Here is a 15,331-nt window from a genome sequence, read left to right on the forward strand (position 1 = left end):
TGTGAACGCCTCCGACGGCCCCGGCCCCGGTAACGAACTCGACCTGCGGAGCCTGCTGCAGGGGGCGGTCGAGGGCCTGGAGCCCTCGGACGGCGCGCTGGACCGGCTGCGGGTCGCGGTCCCGGCCCGGCGGGCCCGCAAGCGTCAGGTCCTGGTCGGCGCCGCGGCCGCGGCGCTGCTGGCGGGTGTCGCCCTCCCCGCGTTCTTTCGCGTGGCGCAGACACCGGACCAGGTGAGCGGCGCCTCCGCGATGGCCGGTCACGGCGAGGACGCCCGGTCCGGCCAGGACGGCGACACCACCCGGCCCGACCTCACCGGGCCCGGCGTCCTGCGCCCCACCGCCGCCCCGGGCGGCAAGGACAAGGGCGGCAAGGGCCACAAGAGCGGGAAGCCGGACCGGCACGGCAAGGGCCACGGCGACTCCCGGGCCTCCGGCGGCGGTGACGGCGACGACGAGGACGGCGGCACCCGCACCGGCGGCCGCACCCACGGCCGGACCCATGCGCCCGTGGTGGCCGCCCCCGGTACCCCGGCCTGTCAGGCCGACCAGCTGGGGGTGGCGGTGCAGGACACCGGCAGCCCGGACGCCGAGGGCAAGGTCTACGGCACCTTCCGCATCACCAACGTCTCGCAGAGCGGCTGCTCCGTCGCGGGCGCCGGCTCGGTCACCGGGCTGACGGGGGACCAGCGGGCCGTCACCGTCCTCGACCACACGGCCGGCGACCCGGCCGCCGGACTGCCGGACCCCGGCACCGAGGTGCCCGGTCTGATGCTCACCCCGAACGCCGCCTACGAGGTGCGGTTCGCCTGGGTGCCCTCGGCGGCCTGCCCCGATCCCAGCCCGACCCCGCAGACCTCGGCCTCGCCGGACGGCGGCGCCGGCGGCACGGACCCGGGCACCGACGGCGGTACCGAAGGCACCACCGACCCGGACCCGCTCGACGGCGACGAGCCCGACGGCGACACCGGCGGCGAGCCGCCGGCCCCCGAGTCCACCTCGCTCCAGGTCGTGCACACGGCCGAGCCGGGCGCGCCGACCGCCGCCGCGAGCATCCCCAACGCCTGCTCCGGCACCTTGTACCGCACGGGCGTGCTGCCCGCACCGGAGGCCTGAGGCCGACGGTCCTAAGGGGCCGCCGCGCCGGAGGGTGCGGCGGCCGGCTCGACCAGGCCCAGCCGCTCGTCCCGCAGCGCCTCCACCTCGCGCCGGTACAGCCGGAACCACATGAAGAGCACGAACGCGGCGAAGACGAACCACTCGCCGGTGTAGCCGAGGTTCTGGAAGGCCTTGAGGTCCAGCCCGGTGTTGGCGGGGGCCGCGGCCGGCACCGGCGTCAGCCCGCCGCTCGCCACCGGCAGCGTCAGCCACGCGTCGTACAGCGGGTACGGGACCAGGTTGACCAGCGAGGCCGCTGCGATCACGCCCAGCTGCCCGGCCGGCAGGCCGCCTTCCGCGTGCACCCCGCGGGTGCCGGAGTTCTCCGAGGCCTGCAGCTCCCCGGTCACGGTGACCCGGCCGGCCGGCGCGGCCGGACCGGAGCCGCTGGCCGTGCCCGGCAGCCAGCCGCGTACCACCGGCACGGCCTTGCCCGCGTCCGTCCTGAGCAGCGTCAGGACGTAGTAGCCGGTGCGCCCGTCCAGGGTGCGTTCGGGGACCAGCAGCTGGTCGGCCCAGGTGCCGCTGACCGTCGCCAGACGTCCCGAGGTGTTCTTGTCCACCGGCAGCAGCGAGTCCAGCGGCACCGCCGCGGGCGCCGCGGCCGGCCGCTCGGCGGTGGCCTCCCGGTGGCTGTCGACGCGGTCCTCGAACCGGCCGAGCTGCCAGGTCCCCAGGAAGAGGCAGAAGGGGACGGCCAGCACGACGAAGAGGTTGATCCCCCACCAGCGCGGGGTCAGCAGAAACCGGTGCACCCCTCCACGGTACGGGGGGTGCACCGGTGCGCCGTCCCCGGGTCAGGGGGCCAGGTGCCGCAGCGCGAACTCGATCTCCATCCGCAGCTGCTTGATCCGCTCCTCGACCACCAGCGAGCCGTGCCCCGCGTCGTACCGGTACACCTCGTGGACCGCGCCGCGGGCCGCCAGCCGGTCCACGTAGTTGTCGACCTGCCGGATCGGGCAGCGCGGGTCGTTGACCCCGGCCGCGATGTAGACCGGCGCCCGGACCTCGTCGACGTACGTCAGCGGCGAGGAGGCGGCGAAGCGTTCCGGCACCTCCTCGGGGGTGCCGCCCAGCAGCGTGCGGTCCAGCGCCTTCAGCGTCTCCATCTCGTCGTGGTACGCCGTGACGTAGTCGGCCACCGGCACCGCCGCCAGGCCCACCGCCCACGCCTCGGGCTGGGTGCCCAGGCCGAGCAGGGTCAGGTACCCGCCCCAGGAGCCGCCGGAGAGGACCAGCCGCCGCGGGTCGGCCAGACCGGAGTCCACCGCCCACGCGCGGACCGCCTCGATGTCCTCCAGCTCGATCAGCCCGACCCGGTGCTTGAGCGCGTCCGTCCACTCCCGGCCGTACCCGGTGGAGCCGCGGTAGTTCACCCGCACCACCGCGAAGCCGTGGTCCAGCCAGGCCGCCGGACCGGCCGCGAAGGCGTCGCTGTCGTGCCAGGTCGGCCCGCCGTGGATCTCGAAGACCGTCGGGTGCGGGCCCGGGCCCTCGGGCCGCTGCACCAGCGCGTGGATCCGGCCGCCGGGCCCCTCCACCCAGGCGTCCTCCACCGGCACCGAGCCCGGCGCCTTCAGCCCGGCCGGGCTCAGCACGACCGCGCCGGTCGTGGAGCGCACCGAGGAGGGCTGCGCGGCGGAGGACCACAGGTACTCCACCGTCCCGTCCGGCCGCGCGGTCGCGCCCGAGACGGTGCCCGCCGGGGTCTCCACCCGGGTCAGTTCCCCGGTCGCCGGGTCGAAGCGCCACAGCTCGCTGCGCGCCTCGTAGCTGTGCTCCACCAGCAGGGCCGAGCCGTCCGGGTACCACTCGGCGCTCACGTCGCCGGGCAGCTCGATCGCCAGGTCCTGCTGGGTGCCGGCCGCCACGTCCCAGACCATCGGCTCCCAGCGGCCGCGCCGCTGGTGGCCCACCAGCAGCCGGGTGTCCCCGGGCACCGGGGCGAAGCCCAGCACCTCCAGGCCCAGTTCCTCGGTGCCGCCCTTGGTGTCGTCCAGCTCGGCGACGAGGCTGCCGTCGGTGCGCAGCACCCGCAGCGCGGAGTGCATCGCGTCGCCGTGCTCGGTGTGCTCCAGGGCGATCAGGGTGCCGTCCCGGGAGAGGTCGCCCACCCCGGCGGACTCGCGGTGCCGGTAGATCTCCACGGGGGCCCGCCCCGGCCGGCAGACGTGCACGGTGGAGCCGTCCTCGTCGGTGGAGCGGCCCACCACGGCCGTGCCGTCCCGGCCGATGGCCAGCCCGGCCGGGAAGGAGGGCTCGAGCCCGGGCGTGGCCGGCTCGTCCGGGCCGCCGCCGAAGGGCTGCCGGAGCCAGACACCGAACTCGTCGCCGTCGGTGTCGGAGAACCACCAGATCCACTCGCCGTCGGGGGAGAGGGTGCCGTCCGTGGTGCCGTTGGGGCGGTCGGTGGCCTGGCGCTGCGCGCCGCTCGTGCGGTCCCAGGCGTACAGCTCGTACGTGCCGGTCGCGTTGGAGACGAAGAGGCTGCGGTCCGGGGCGTCCTCGGCCCACTCCGGGAGGCCGACCCGGGGGGCCCGGAAGCGCTTCTCCCAGTCGGGCATGGTGGTGTCATCGCTCATGCGCCCATTCTGTCCGGCCCGGTCGTAGGGTGGGCGTCATGCAGATGATCGTCCGGGGCGCCCGCCTGCACACCGGGGACGGGCGGTGCGCGCCGGACCTGGTAGAGGTCCGGGTCGAGGCCGGCCGGATCGCCCGGATCCTGTCGTACGACGCCGGGGCCCCGCCACAGCCGGCGGGGACGGTCGTCGAGGCCCACGGCGCGCTGCTGACGGCGCCGTTCGTCGAACCGCACATCCACCTGGACACCGCGCTGACCGCCGGCGAGCCGCGCTGGAACACCTCCGGCACGCTCTGGGAGGGCATCGCCTGCTGGAGCGAGCGCAAGCGGAGCCTGACCCGCGAGGACGTGGTCGGCCGGGCCACCGAGGTGCTGCGCTGGCAGGCCGCGCAGGGCGTGCTGCACGTGCGCACCCACTGCGACGTCACCGACCCCTCGCTGGTCGCGCTGGACGCCCTCGCCGAAGTCCGGGACCGGGTGCGGGAGGTGATGGACCTCCAGATCGTCGCCTTCCCCCAGGAGGGCATCGAGTCCTTCCCCGACGGGCGGCGGCTGATGGCCGAGGCGGTGCGCCGGGGCGCCGACGTGGTCGGCGCCATCCCGCACTTCGAGGACACCCGCGAGGACGGGGTGGCCTCGCTGCACTTCGCATTCGAGCTGGCCGAGCGGGCCGGACTGCGGCTGGACGCGCACTGCGACGAGATCGACGACGAGCAGTCCCGGTTCGTGGAGGTGCTGGCGGCGCTGGCGCTCCGCTCGGGTCTGGGGGAGCGGGCCACCGCCTCGCACACCACGGCCATGGGCTCCTACAACGGCGCCTACAGCTACAAGCTGGCCCGGCTGCTCTCCCGGTCCGGGATCAACCTGGTCTGCAACCCCTTCGCCAACCTGGGCCTGCAGGGCCGCTTCGACGGCTACCCCAAGCGGCGGGGCCTCACCCAGGTGCGGGAGCTGCTGGCCGCCGGGGTCAACGTCGCCTTCGGCCACGACGACGTGATGGACCCGTGGAACGCCCTGGGGACCGGCAACCCCCTCCAGACCGCCCTGACGGGTGTGTACGCGGCCCACCTGACGGGTACTCGGGAGGTGGCCGCCGCCTTCTCGATGGTCACCGACCGGGCGGCTCGGGTGCTCGGGCTCGGCGACGCGTACGGCATCGAGGAGGGGCGGCCGGCCTCCTTCCTGCTGCTGCCGGCCGATTCCCCCTTCGACGCGGTACGCCGCCAGGTCCGCCCCCGGTACGTCGTCTCCCACGGCCGGGTGGTGGCCGAGAACCCGCCGGCCCCCGCGCTGCTGACCTGGCCGGGCGAGCCGGCCGAGCAGGTGGACTTCGTCCGCCGCCGCGACCCGGCACCCTGGCGGGAGCTGGGCCGGGGCTGAGCGGCGGGGCGCGTGTGACGGCTGGGGCGCCCCGGACGCTGTACGGCAGGGGAGCGGGAATTGGCCACTCCCGCCGGTCCGTCCCGTCCGCCGTCCCCGTGGAGAAGCCCGCCCATGCCCCCCGTGTCAGGACGCCTGGCCACCCCGCCGGGTACGAACGACGAGCCCGGGCCCGAGCCCGCCCCGCCGGTGTTCGTGGACTTCAGCGGGCGGCGCCGGCGCCGGGTCCAGCGGCTGGGCCGGCTGCTGGTGGTCCCGGCCGCCGGCTACCTCGCCCTGGTGGTCAGCGCCCTGCTCGGCGGGCCCACGCTGGGCGTCCCCTTCCTGCCGGACCCGCCCGGCGCGCACCAGCCGCACCACCCGCCCGCGGTGGCCGACCCCGACGCCCCCGGCCCGGCCGCGCCCGTGCTGCCGGGCCGCGGCCGGGCCACGGACCGGTCCGCCGGGCCGAGCGGCGGGGCGACACCCGAAGCCGGCCCGGGTCCCTCCGCCGGCCCGGTGGCCCCGCTCGCCACCGCCTCCGCCTTCCCCACCGGCGCCCCGACCGCGACCGGCAAGGTGCGCGGCAAGTCCTCGGCGGCCCCCGGCCGCAGCCGCAAGCCCACCGCGCGCCCCTCCCACCCGCCGCACCCCTCCCACCCGGTGCGCCCCGCCCAGCGCTGATCCCGTACCGCCGCCCGCCACCCCGCAAGCCGCCAGGAAGCATCCCCCGTGTCGAAGAACCGGTCGAAGGACCGCCGGCCCGTCAGTGCCCGGGACATCCCCGTCCGCACCCACTGGCTGCTGCTCTGCACCCTCGTCGTCACCCTGTCCGCAGCGCTGCTGCTGCAGGGCTACACCCGGCACATGTACGGGAAGACCGCCGACGGCGCGGTGCACGGCGCGGGGCCCGCGGCGTCCGTCCCGGCCGAGGTCGCCGGGGGCGGCCCGGTCATCGAGGGCGCCCGGCAGCGGACCTCCGGCCCCGGGCCCCGCACCATCGCGCTCACCTTCGACGACGGGCCGGACCCGGAGTGGACCCCGAAGGTCCTCGACGTGCTGCGGCGGCACGGCGTCAAGGCCACCTTCTTCGTCGTCGGCGCCCAGGTCGTCGACCACCCCGAGCTGGCCCGCCGGATCGTCGACGAGGGCCACGAGATCGGCGCCCACACCTTCACCCACGCCAACCTGGGGCTGGTACCGCCCTGGCGCCGCGCCCTGGAACTGCGGGAGAACCAGCTGGTGATCGCCGGGGCCACCGGGGTCACCACCCAGCTGATGCGCCCGCCCTACTCCTCCTCCAACGGAGCTCTGGACGACGCCGGCTGGCGGGCCGTGCAGGACGCCGGCGAGGACGGCTATCTGACCGTCCTCACCACCCAGGACAGCGAGGACTGGCGGCGGCCGGGGGTGGCGCGGATCCTCGCCGACGCCACCCCGAAGGGGACGGCCGGGCAGATCGTCCTCATGCACGACGCGGGCGGCGACCGGTCCCAGACCGTCGCCGCGCTCGACCGGCTGATTCCGCAACTCCGCGCCCGCGGCTTCCGCTTCACCACCGTCAGCCGGTCCGTCGGCGCGCCCGCGCCGGTACGCCGGGCCGGGACCGTGGACCACGTCAAGGGCAGCGCCTTCGTCGGGGTGCTGCGCGTCAGCGACTGGACGCTGGCGGCGCTGTCCTGGCTGCTGTGGGCGGCGGGCGCGATCAGCGTGCTGCGGGGCGCGGCGGTGGTCCTGGCGGCCCGCCGGCACGTGCGCACCCGGCGCGGCCCGTGGGGCGCCCCCGTCACCGAACCGGTCAGCGTGATCGTCCCGGCGTACAACGAGAGCGCGGGCATCGAGGCGGCGGTCCGCTCGCTGCTGGCCTCGGACCACCCGGTGGAGGTCGTCGTGGTGGACGACGGCTCCACCGACGGCACCGCCGACCTGGTCGAGGCCCTGGCGCTGCCCGGGGTCCGGGTGATCCGGCAGGCCAACGCGGGCAAGCCGGCCGCCCTCAACACCGGTATCGCCGCCGCCTCCCACGAACTGCTGGTGATGGTCGACGGCGACACCGTCTTCGAGCCCGACGCGGTCCGCATGATCGTGCAGCCCTTCGCAGACCACCGGATCGGCGCGGTCTCCGGCAACGCCAAGGTCGTCAACCGCGGCGGCCTGCTGGGCCGCTGGCAGCACATCGAGTACGTGGTCGGCTTCAACCTGGACCGGCGGCTCTTCGACCTCGCCGAGTGCATGCCCACCGTGCCCGGTGCGGTCGGCGCCTTCCGCCGGTCGGCCCTGCTGCGGGTCGGCGGGGTCAGCGAGACCACCCTCGCCGAGGACACCGACCTCACGATGGCCCTGTGCCGGGACGGCTGGCGGGTGGTCTACGAGGAGCGGGCCACGGCCTGGACCGAGGCCCCGGCCTCGCTGGGCGCCCTGTGGAAGCAGCGCTACCGCTGGTGCTACGGCACCCTCCAGGCGATGTGGAAGCACCGGGGCGCCCTCGTCCAGGGCGGCCAGTCCGGCAAGCTGGGCCGCCGGGGCCTGCTGTACCTGCTGGTGTTCCAGGTCCTGCTGCCGCTGCTGGCCCCGGTGGTCGACGTGTTCGCTGTCTACGGCCTGGTCTTCCTCGACCCCGTGCGGATCCTCGGCCTGTGGACGGCCTTCCTGCTGCTCCAGGTCCTGATGGGGCTGTACGCCTTCCGGCTGGACGGGGAACGGCCGGGCCCGCTGTGGAGCCTGCCGCTCCAGCAGTTCGTCTACCGGCAGCTGATGTACCTGGTGGTCATCCAGTCGGTGTGCACCGCGCTGGCCGGCACCCGGCTGCGCTGGCAGCGGATGGACCGCTACGGCTCGCTCAAGGTGCCGGCCCCGACGCGGGGCTGAGGCCGCGCCCGCCTCAGCCCTGCGCGACCGCCTCGAGCGGGCTGAGGGCCGCGGCCCGGCGGGCCGGCAGGGCCGCGGCGGCGGCGCCGACGGTCAGCGACAGGACCACCACCAGCACCAGGGTGCCCCAGGGCAGCCGGAAGGCGTACTGGGGGATGGCGCCGTTGGCCAGGGCGCCGACCTGCCAGGCCCCGAACACCCCGGCGGCCAGGCCCAGCAGGGTGCCGTACCCGGCGACGGTCAGCGACTCCAGCCGGATCATCCGCCGGACCCCGGCCCGGTCCAGGCCCACCGTGCGCAGCACGCCGATCTCCCGGGTGCGTTCGGCGACCGACATGGCCAGCGTGTTGACCATGCCGAGGGCGGAGATGACCACGCCGATGCCGAGCAGTCCGAAGACCAGGGTGATCAGGTCCCCGGCGGTGCCGGCCTGTTCGGCGACGAGCTGCCCCCGGTCCTGGACCTTGACCAGCGGGCTGCCGCCCACCGCGGTGCGCAGCCGGCCCGCCAGGTCCGCGGGCGCGTCGGCGCCGGTGCGCACCAGGATCCGCTGCACCGAGCCGGGCAGGAAGCCGTACCGCTGGACGTCCGCCCGGTCGGCGAGGACGTCCTGGGCGGTGGGGTTGTCCCGGTAGACGCCGACGACCGTGTACGAGCGGGTGCGGTCGCCCTGGCCCGGACCGATGGACGCCCGGACGAGGGCGCCGGTGCTGAGCCGGTTCTCCCGGGCGAAGCCCTCGGAGACGGCGATCCGGCCGGGTCCGAGCCGCTGCGCCGAGCCGCTGGTGAAGTGCAGCGCCATGACCTCGCCGACGGTCTTCGGGTCGACTCCGGAGACGCCCCGGACGGACCCGCCGGTGGAGAGGGTGGAGTCGGCCACCGCGGAGGCGGTCGCCACGCCCGGCACCGCGGCGACCGCGGCCAGCGCCCGCGCGTCCACGGCGGTGGTGGTGTTGCGGGTGCCGATCACGTAGTCCGCGCGCAGCCCGGCCGCCGCCTGCGCGTCCAGCGCCCGGCCGGAGGACTCGCCGACCACGGCGAGACCGGAGACCAGCGCGGTGCTGATCATCAGGGCGGCGGCGGTGGCCGCGGTCCGGCGCGGGTCGCGCAGCGCGTTCTGCCGGGCCAGCGCGGCCACCACGCCGAACCGGCCGGTGGCCGCGCCGAAGAGCCGGACCACCGGTCCCGCCAGCAGCGGGGCCAGCACGAGCAGGCCGGTCACCAGCACCCCGCAGCCGAACAGCGCGGTCTGCAGGTTCTCGTCCGTGGCGCTGTCGGCACCGCGCAGCGACAGCAGCAGGCCGCCGCCGAGCAGCAGCAGCGCGCCGCCCACCGCGCCCCGCAGCCGGGACACCACCGCGGACGGTGGCCGCTCGACGCTGCGCAGCGCCTCGAGCGGGGCGATCCGGGCCGCCCGCCGGGACGGCAGCCAGGCCGCGAGGACGGTCACCCCGACGCCCACCACCAGCGCGGCCAGGACCGCGGTCGGCCCGATCACCAGCGGCCCCGCGGGCAGCAGGTCGTCCGTGCTGCCCAGCAGTGCGGGCAGGGCGGCGGCCACCCCGAGGCCGAGGACGAAGCCGAGGGCGGCGGCGGCCAGGCCGACCAGGGCGGCCTCGGCCAGCACCGAGCGGACCACCTGGCGGCGGGTGGCGCCGATGGCGCGCAGCAGCGCGATCTCCCGGCTCCGGCTGCCGACCAGCATGGTGAAGGTGTTGACGATGAGGAACGAGCCGATGAAGAGGGAGACCACCGCGAAGAGCAGCGGCAGCCGGGCGTAGCTCTTGGTCTTGGTGTCGACGAAGACGGACTGCTGGGCGGCGAGCGCGCCGGCGGTGGTGGTCTCGGCCCGGTCGGCGGGCAGCACGGCGGCGGCCCGCCCGGCCAGTTCGCTCTGGCCGACGCCCGGGTCCGCGACCAGGTCGATCCCGGTGTAGCGGCCCGGGGCGGCGAACAGCTTCTGCGCGGTGGCCCGGTCGAAGACCGCCAGGGTGCCGCCGGAGGTCACCCGGCTGTCCCGGGAGTCGACCAGGCCGACCAGCTTCAGGCGCAGCACCGGGCCGTCCGAGGCCAGCACGACGGTGTCGCCGAGCCGGTACTTCCCGGCGGCGGCCGTGGTGCGGTCCAGGGCCACCTCGCCGCCGCCCCGGGGGGCCCGGCCGGCGGTCAGCGGGTAGCGGGGGTCGGTGCCGTCGGCGCCCGGCACGTACCCGGCGGCCAGCTTGCCCATCATCTCGTCGGCGCGCAGCGGCGTGCCGTCCTTGGCGGCGAGCGTGACCGAGCCGTCGACGACGGGCCGGACCGCGGCCACCCCGGGCACCGCCGCCAGCTTCGCGGCCAGCGCGTCGTCGAGGACGTTCACCACCGGGCCCGCGGGGCCCTGCGGAGACGACTTCGGGCTCACGGTGACCGCGGTGTCCGCGTAGTCCTTGGACAGGGCGGCGCGGTAGGCGGCGGTGGTCGAGTCGGCGAAGACCAGGGAGCCGGTGACGAAGGCGACGCCGAGGCAGACCGCGAGCACGGTCATGAGCAGACGGGCCTTGTGCGCGAGGGCGTTGCGCAGGGCGGTTCGCAGCATGGGGAGCTTTCGGGACGTGGGGTGGTGGGGCCGGGCCGGTACGGGTCTCAGCCGGTGCGGGTGACGGTGTCGAAGGTCTTCATCACGTCGAGCACCCGGTCCGGGGTGGGCCGGGCCATCTCGTCGACCAGCCGGCCGTCGGAGAGGAAGACCACCCGGTCCGCGTAGCCGGCGGCGACCGGGTCGTGGGTGACCATCACCACGGTCTGGCCCAGTTCGCGCACCGAGTCCCGCAGGAAGCCGAGGACTTCGGCGCCGGCCCGGGAGTCGAGGTTCCCGGTCGGCTCGTCGGCGAAGACGATGGCGGGCCGGGACACCAGCGCCCGGGCCACCGCCACCCGCTGCTGCTGTCCGCCGGAGAGCTGGCCCGGCCGGTGGTCCAGCCGCCGGCCGAGACCGACCATGGCGACCACCCGGTCCAGCCACTCCGGGTCCGGGCGGCGGCCGGCGATCGCCGACGGCAGCGTGATGTTCTCCAGGGCGGTCAGCGTCGGCAGCAGGTTGAAGGCCTGGAAGATGAAACCGATCCGGTCCCGGCGCAGTTCCGTGAGCTGCCGGTCGTCGAGCGCGGCCAGCTCGGTGGTGCCGATGCGGACGGAGCCGGAGTCGAAGGAGTCCAGCCCGGCGGCGCAGTGCATCAGGGTGGACTTGCCGCAGCCCGAGGGCCCCATGATCGCGGTGAACTCGCCCTCCCCGAAGGCCACCCCGACCTGGTCCAGCGCCACGACCCGGGTGTCCCCCCGCCCGTAGACCTTGGTCAGCCCCTCGACGGCAGCGGCGGCCCGCGGACGCGGCACGAACGGATCGGCGATCACAGAAGCTCCTCGGACGGCGGATGCGTACCGCCCCACGCTCTCCGCCCGACGTATCGCCCCTTGAACCACCGTGTATCGACAGGGGCTCCACTGTGTATCGACGCCCGTCCCCGTGGGGCCCGGGGGCGATCGGTCAGGGGAGCCGGAGGGTGGCCCGGGCGCCGCCGTCGGGGGCGTTGGCCAGGCTGAGGTCGGCGCCCAGGAGCCGGGCCTGGCCCAGCGCGATGGTCAGGCCGAGGCCATGGCCCCCACCCCGCTCCGCCGCCCCCGTGTGGAACCGCCGCGGCCCGTCCCGCAGCAGCTCCGCGGGGAAGCCGGGCCCGTGGTCCTGCACCACGACCGTGCGCCCCGAGACGGAGACCCGTACCGGCCCGGCCCCGTGCCGGTGCGCGTTGACGACCAGGTTGGCCACGATCCGTTCGAGCCGCCGGGGATCGGTCTCCACCCGCGATCCGGCGTCGGCGTCGTCCGGGCCCGGCGAGACCTCCGTGTCGAGGCCGGTGCGGGCCACCGCCTCGGCCACCACCGCGCCCAGCGGCACCAGGTGGCTGACCGGCTGTTCCGCCCCCGCGTCCAGGCGGGAGATCTCCAGCAGGTCCTCCACCAGGCCGCGCAGGTCCCGGACCCGGGCCCGCAGCAGGTCCTCCGTCTCGCCCGCCGGCAGCAGGTCCGCGGTGGCCAGCAGGCCGCCGACCGGGGTGCGCAGCTCGTGCGCCACGTCCGCGGTGAACTGCCGCTCGGCCCGCAGCCGTCGGCCCAGGCTGTCGGCCATCAGGTCGACGGTGGCGGCGATCTCGGCGACCTCGTCGCCGCCCGCGTCGGGGCCGGTCCGGGCGTCGAGGTCCCCGGCCGAGATCCGGCCGGCGGTCTCCGAGACCCGGCGCAGCCGACGGACCGTCAGCCCGGCGGCGAGGACCGCCACCGGGACCGCCGCGGCCAGCGCGACCAGGGAGGACACCGCCATGGCCCGGTCGAGCCGGCGCAGGCCGTAGCGCTGCGGGTTGGTGTTGACCTCGAAGGCCAGCACGGGGCTGCCGGGCCCGCCGGTCCGCTGCGCGGCCCAGGCGGTCGGCCCGGTGTTCCCGTCGACGCGCCCGTCCCAGGCCGTGTGCCGGGCCCCGTCCGCCGGGTTGCGGAGGGCGAGGGGCAGGTCCGGCGGGTCGAGCCGGGCCCCGTCCGTCAGGGTGCCGGTCCGCCGGTAGACGTCCATGGCCGCGTACACGCCGTTGAAGGCGTCGCCCTCGGCCCGGCTGCGGATGTCGTCCGCGGTCCACAGGTGGACGAGGACCCCGACGGTCGCCGCCACCAGGCAGGCGGTGCCCGCGGCCAACGCGGCGATCTTCCAGCGCAGCGGGAGCCGGGAGGGCCGGAGCCGGCCCGGGCGGTCGGCGGGCCTCATCGGCGGAGCTTGTAGCCGAAGCCGCGGACCGTCTCGATCCGGTCCCGGCCCAGCTTCTTGCGCAGCCGCTGCACGCACAGGTCCACCACCCGGCTGTCGCCGTCCCAGCCGTAGTCCCAGACGTTGCGCAGCAGGGTGTGGCGCTCCAGCACGATGCCCGGGTGGGCGGCGAACTCGAGCAGCAGCTTCAGTTCGGTCGGGGTGAGGGCCACCGGGGCACCGCCGACGGTCACCACCATGCCCCCGGTGTCGAGGGTGAGGTCCCCGAAGACCAGCAGCCCCTCGTCGCCGGCGGGTGCGGACCCGGCCGCCGGCTCCGGGCCGCCCGCCGGCTCCGGACCGCCGGCCGGCGCGGGCGGGTACGTCGCCCGGCGCAGCAGCGAACGGATCCGGGCCACCAGCACGAAGGTGTCCACCGGCTTGACCACGTAGTCGTCCGCGCCGGCCTCCAGCCCGGCGACCACGTCCAGCCCGTCACCGCGCGCCGACATCATCAGCACTGGTACGAGGCTGGTCTCCCGGACCCGGCGGCACAGCCCGATGCCGTCCAGACCGGGCAGCATCACGTCCAGGACCAGCAGGTCGAAGGGCTCCTCGCGGAAGGTCTCCAGCGCGGTCAGCCCGTCCGCCGCGACCCGCACCGCGTACCCGTACCGCTCCAGGGCGACGGCGAACGACCGGCGCATCAGCTCGTCGTCCTCCACCAGCAGGACGCGCACGGGCGGAGCGGCAGCGGGGTCGGCTGCGGACAAGGGGATCACTCCTGTTCCGGAAACCACTCAGGGGCCCGATCCACTGAGTGGATCAGGCCCCTGATCTGGTCTTACGAAGTCGGGGTGGCGGGATTTGAACCCACGACCTCTTCGTCCCGAACGAAGCGCGCTGCCAAGCTGCGCTACACCCCGATCGCCGCCGGGCGGTCTTGCTGCCGTGGCGACATCGATTACTTTAGCGGACCCTCGCGCTGAGACGAAATCCGGTTTCCGGGGCGGCTCCGGCGCCGGGTCATTCCGCCGCGGTGAGCGTCAGCAGGGTGGCTTCCGGGGGGCAGGCGAAGCGGACCGGGGTGAAGCGGTTGGTGCCGCAGCCGGCCGAGACGTGCAGGAAGGAGCGGTTGCCGGCGAGCTCGTGCCGGGAGAGCCCCTTGACCCGGTCGGTGTCCAGGTCGCAGTTGGTGACCAGGGCGCCGTAGAAGGGGATGCAGAGCTGCCCGCCGTGGGTGTGCCCGGCGAGGATCAGCGGGTATCCGTCGGCGGTGAAGGCGTCGAGCGTGCGCAGGTACGGGGCGTGCACCACGGCCATCGAGAAGTCCGCGTCGGCCACCGGCCCGCCGGCCACGTGCTCGTACCGGTCCCTCTTGATGTGCGGGTCGTCCAGGCCGGTGAAGGCCAGCTCGAGGTCGGGCAGCTTCAGCCGGCCGCGGGTGTTGGTGAGGTTCACCCAGCCCGCCGCGTCGAAGGCGTCGCGCATGTCCTCCCACGGGTTGTGGACGGCGCCGACCACCGGCTTGTTGCCGTTCAGGCCGTGCCGGCCCTGGGCCTTCTCGATCAGGTAGCGGCCGGGGTTGCGCAGCCGGGGGCCGTAGTAGTCGTTGGACCCGAAGACGTACACGCCCGGGAAGGACATCAGGGGGCCCAGCGCGTCCAGCACCTCCGGCACGCCCTCGGTGTCCGAGAGGTTGTCGCCGGTGTTCACCACGAAGTCGGGCCGCAGCCCGGCCAGCGACTGCAGCCAGGCGCGCTTCTTGTCCTGCCCGCGGACCATGTGGATGTCGGAGACCTGGAGCACCCGCAGCGGACGCATCCCTCTGGGGAGGACGGGCACGGTGACCCGGCGCAGCCGGAAGGACCTCGCCTCGAAGCCGGCGGCGTACGCCACTCCGGCCGCCCCCACGGCGGCGATTCCGGCGGTGACCTTCAGCGGGATTCCGTAACGCGCGCGCATGCCCCCATCGTCGCAGACGCCGAAACCGACGGGCGCCGCCCGGCCGTCACCTGGCAGACTCGACCCATGACCACGCTCAAGTCCAAGCTGCAGGAAGACCTCACCACCGCCATCAAGGCACGTGACGAGCTCCGCTCGGCCACCATCCGCCTGACCCTCGCCGCGATCACGAAGGAGGAGGTCGCGGGCAAGGTGGCGCGCGAGCTCTCCGACGACGAAGTCCTCAAGGTGATCACCCGGGAGGCGAAGAAGCGCCGCGAGGCGGCCGACGCCTTCGCGCAGGGCGGCCGGGCCGAGCAGGCCGCGCGCGAGAGCGCCGAGGGCGAAGTGCTGGCCGAGTACCTGCCCAAGCAGCTGAGCGACGACGAGCTCACCGCGATCGTGGCCGGTGCGGTCGCCGAGGCGCAGGCCGCCGGCGCCGAGGGCCCGCGCGCGATGGGTGCCGTGATGAAGATCGTGAACCCGAAGGTGGCCGGGCTGGCCGAGGGCGGCCGGGTGGCCGCCGTCGTGAAGCAGCTGCTGGCCGGCTGACGCACGCAGGACACGGGAGAGGGGGGGGGGGGGGGGGGGCCCCCCCCCCCCCCGGAGGTGACGAAAGCCGCACCCCCCACCGCCACCCCCCACAGGGGGA

At 75.4% G+C, this 15,331-nt stretch carries 12 protein-coding genes and 1 tRNA gene; 5 read left to right on the forward strand and 8 right to left on the reverse strand.

Translation table 11 applies throughout. The annotated features are described in order from the left end of the window. Position 1: 1 nt before the first annotated feature. Positions 2-1,114, forward strand: a complete 1,113-nt coding sequence (locus AB0O40_RS21325; RefSeq protein ID WP_365043776.1) for a hypothetical protein — start codon at positions 2-4, stop codon at positions 1,112-1,114. Positions 1,115-1,125: 11 nt separating this feature from the next. Here the strand turns inward: AB0O40_RS21325 and AB0O40_RS21330 are convergent, their stop codons facing one another. Together AB0O40_RS21330 and AB0O40_RS21335 are read right to left on the reverse strand one after the other, a co-directional pair. Further along, the gene (locus AB0O40_RS21330; protein WP_365043778.1) at positions 1,126-1,911 is read right to left on the reverse strand and encodes an SURF1 family protein; all 786 of its coding nucleotides are present in this window, start codon (positions 1,909-1,911) and stop codon (positions 1,126-1,128) included. 42 nt (positions 1,912-1,953) lie between these two features. Next, the gene (locus AB0O40_RS21335) at positions 1,954-3,738 is read right to left on the reverse strand and encodes a prolyl oligopeptidase family serine peptidase (protein WP_365043781.1); all 1,785 of its coding nucleotides are present in this window, start codon (positions 3,736-3,738) and stop codon (positions 1,954-1,956) included. A 38-nt stretch (positions 3,739-3,776) separates the two neighbouring features. On the opposite strand from AB0O40_RS21335, the gene codA reads away from it, so the two are divergent. The 3 genes from codA (at position 3,777) to AB0O40_RS21350 (ending at position 7,964) form a co-directional block, all read left to right on the forward strand. After that, a complete protein-coding gene (gene codA / locus AB0O40_RS21340) occupies positions 3,777-5,117 on the forward strand; it encodes a cytosine deaminase (protein ID WP_365043784.1) in 1,341 nt (446 codons plus the stop codon). A 114-nt stretch (positions 5,118-5,231) separates the two neighbouring features. Further along, on the forward strand, positions 5,232-5,780 hold the full coding sequence (locus tag AB0O40_RS21345) for a hypothetical protein (RefSeq protein WP_365043787.1): 549 nt from the start codon (positions 5,232-5,234) through the stop codon (positions 5,778-5,780). Positions 5,781-5,828: 48 nt separating this feature from the next. Continuing rightward, the gene (locus tag AB0O40_RS21350) at positions 5,829-7,964 is read left to right on the forward strand and encodes a bifunctional polysaccharide deacetylase/glycosyltransferase family 2 protein (RefSeq protein ID WP_365043790.1); all 2,136 of its coding nucleotides are present in this window, start codon (positions 5,829-5,831) and stop codon (positions 7,962-7,964) included. Between the two features lie 13 nt (positions 7,965-7,977). Here AB0O40_RS21350 and AB0O40_RS21355 read toward each other — a convergent pair whose 3' ends face one another. The 6 genes from AB0O40_RS21355 to AB0O40_RS21380 form a co-directional block, all read right to left on the reverse strand. Then, on the reverse strand, positions 7,978-10,542 hold the full coding sequence (locus AB0O40_RS21355; protein ID WP_365043793.1) for an FtsX-like permease family protein: 2,565 nt from the start codon (positions 10,540-10,542) through the stop codon (positions 7,978-7,980). Between the two features lie 47 nt (positions 10,543-10,589). Continuing rightward, positions 10,590-11,357: an ABC transporter ATP-binding protein gene (locus AB0O40_RS21360; RefSeq protein WP_365043796.1), complete on the reverse strand. Its 768-nt coding sequence runs from the start codon at positions 11,355-11,357 to the stop codon at positions 10,590-10,592. 133 nt (positions 11,358-11,490) lie between these two features. Continuing rightward, the gene (locus tag AB0O40_RS21365; protein ID WP_365043799.1) at positions 11,491-12,756 is read right to left on the reverse strand and encodes a HAMP domain-containing sensor histidine kinase; all 1,266 of its coding nucleotides are present in this window, start codon (positions 12,754-12,756) and stop codon (positions 11,491-11,493) included. Beyond that, positions 12,753-13,514 carry a two-component system response regulator CseB gene (gene cseB / locus AB0O40_RS21370; protein ID WP_365043813.1) on the reverse strand — a complete coding sequence of 254 codons (762 nt, stop codon included), beginning with the start codon at positions 13,512-13,514 and terminating at the stop codon, positions 12,753-12,755. Before cseB ends, AB0O40_RS21365 begins: the two co-directional genes overlap by 4 nt. Before the next feature lie 73 nt (positions 13,515-13,587). Further along, positions 13,588-13,661: transfer RNA gene (locus AB0O40_RS21375), tRNA-Pro, on the reverse strand. A 100-nt stretch (positions 13,662-13,761) separates the two neighbouring features. Then, the gene (locus AB0O40_RS21380) at positions 13,762-14,700 is read right to left on the reverse strand and encodes a metallophosphoesterase (RefSeq protein WP_365043801.1); all 939 of its coding nucleotides are present in this window, start codon (positions 14,698-14,700) and stop codon (positions 13,762-13,764) included. A gap of 66 nt (positions 14,701-14,766) precedes the next feature. Here AB0O40_RS21380 and AB0O40_RS21385 point away from each other — a divergent pair, with 66 nt between their 5' ends. Next, positions 14,767-15,231 (forward strand): GatB/YqeY domain-containing protein, encoded by a 465-nt coding sequence (locus AB0O40_RS21385; protein WP_365043804.1) that lies wholly within the window; start codon positions 14,767-14,769, stop codon positions 15,229-15,231. The last annotated feature ends 100 nt before the right edge of the window (positions 15,232-15,331 follow it).

It is taken from the genome of Streptomyces sp. NPDC089919, assembly GCF_040684615.1.
GTDB lineage: Bacteria > Actinomycetota > Actinomycetes > Streptomycetales > Streptomycetaceae > Streptomyces.

Coding starts and splice junctions, on each gene's coding strand:
- AB0O40_RS21335 (WP_365043781.1), bottom strand. CDS start 3,738: ATGAGCGATGACACCACCATGCCCGACTGGGAGAAGCGCTTCCGGGCC.
- codA (WP_365043784.1), top strand. CDS start 3,777: ATGCAGATGATCGTCCGGGGCGCCCGCCTGCACACCGGGGACGGGCGG.
- AB0O40_RS21345 (WP_365043787.1), top strand. CDS start 5,232: ATGCCCCCCGTGTCAGGACGCCTGGCCACCCCGCCGGGTACGAACGAC.
- AB0O40_RS21355 (WP_365043793.1), bottom strand. CDS start 10,542: ATGCTGCGAACCGCCCTGCGCAACGCCCTCGCGCACAAGGCCCGTCTG.
- AB0O40_RS21365 (WP_365043799.1), bottom strand. CDS start 12,756: ATGAGGCCCGCCGACCGCCCGGGCCGGCTCCGGCCCTCCCGGCTCCCG.
- AB0O40_RS21380 (WP_365043801.1), bottom strand. CDS start 14,700: ATGCGCGCGCGTTACGGAATCCCGCTGAAGGTCACCGCCGGAATCGCC.
- AB0O40_RS21385 (WP_365043804.1), top strand. CDS start 14,767: ATGACCACGCTCAAGTCCAAGCTGCAGGAAGACCTCACCACCGCCATC.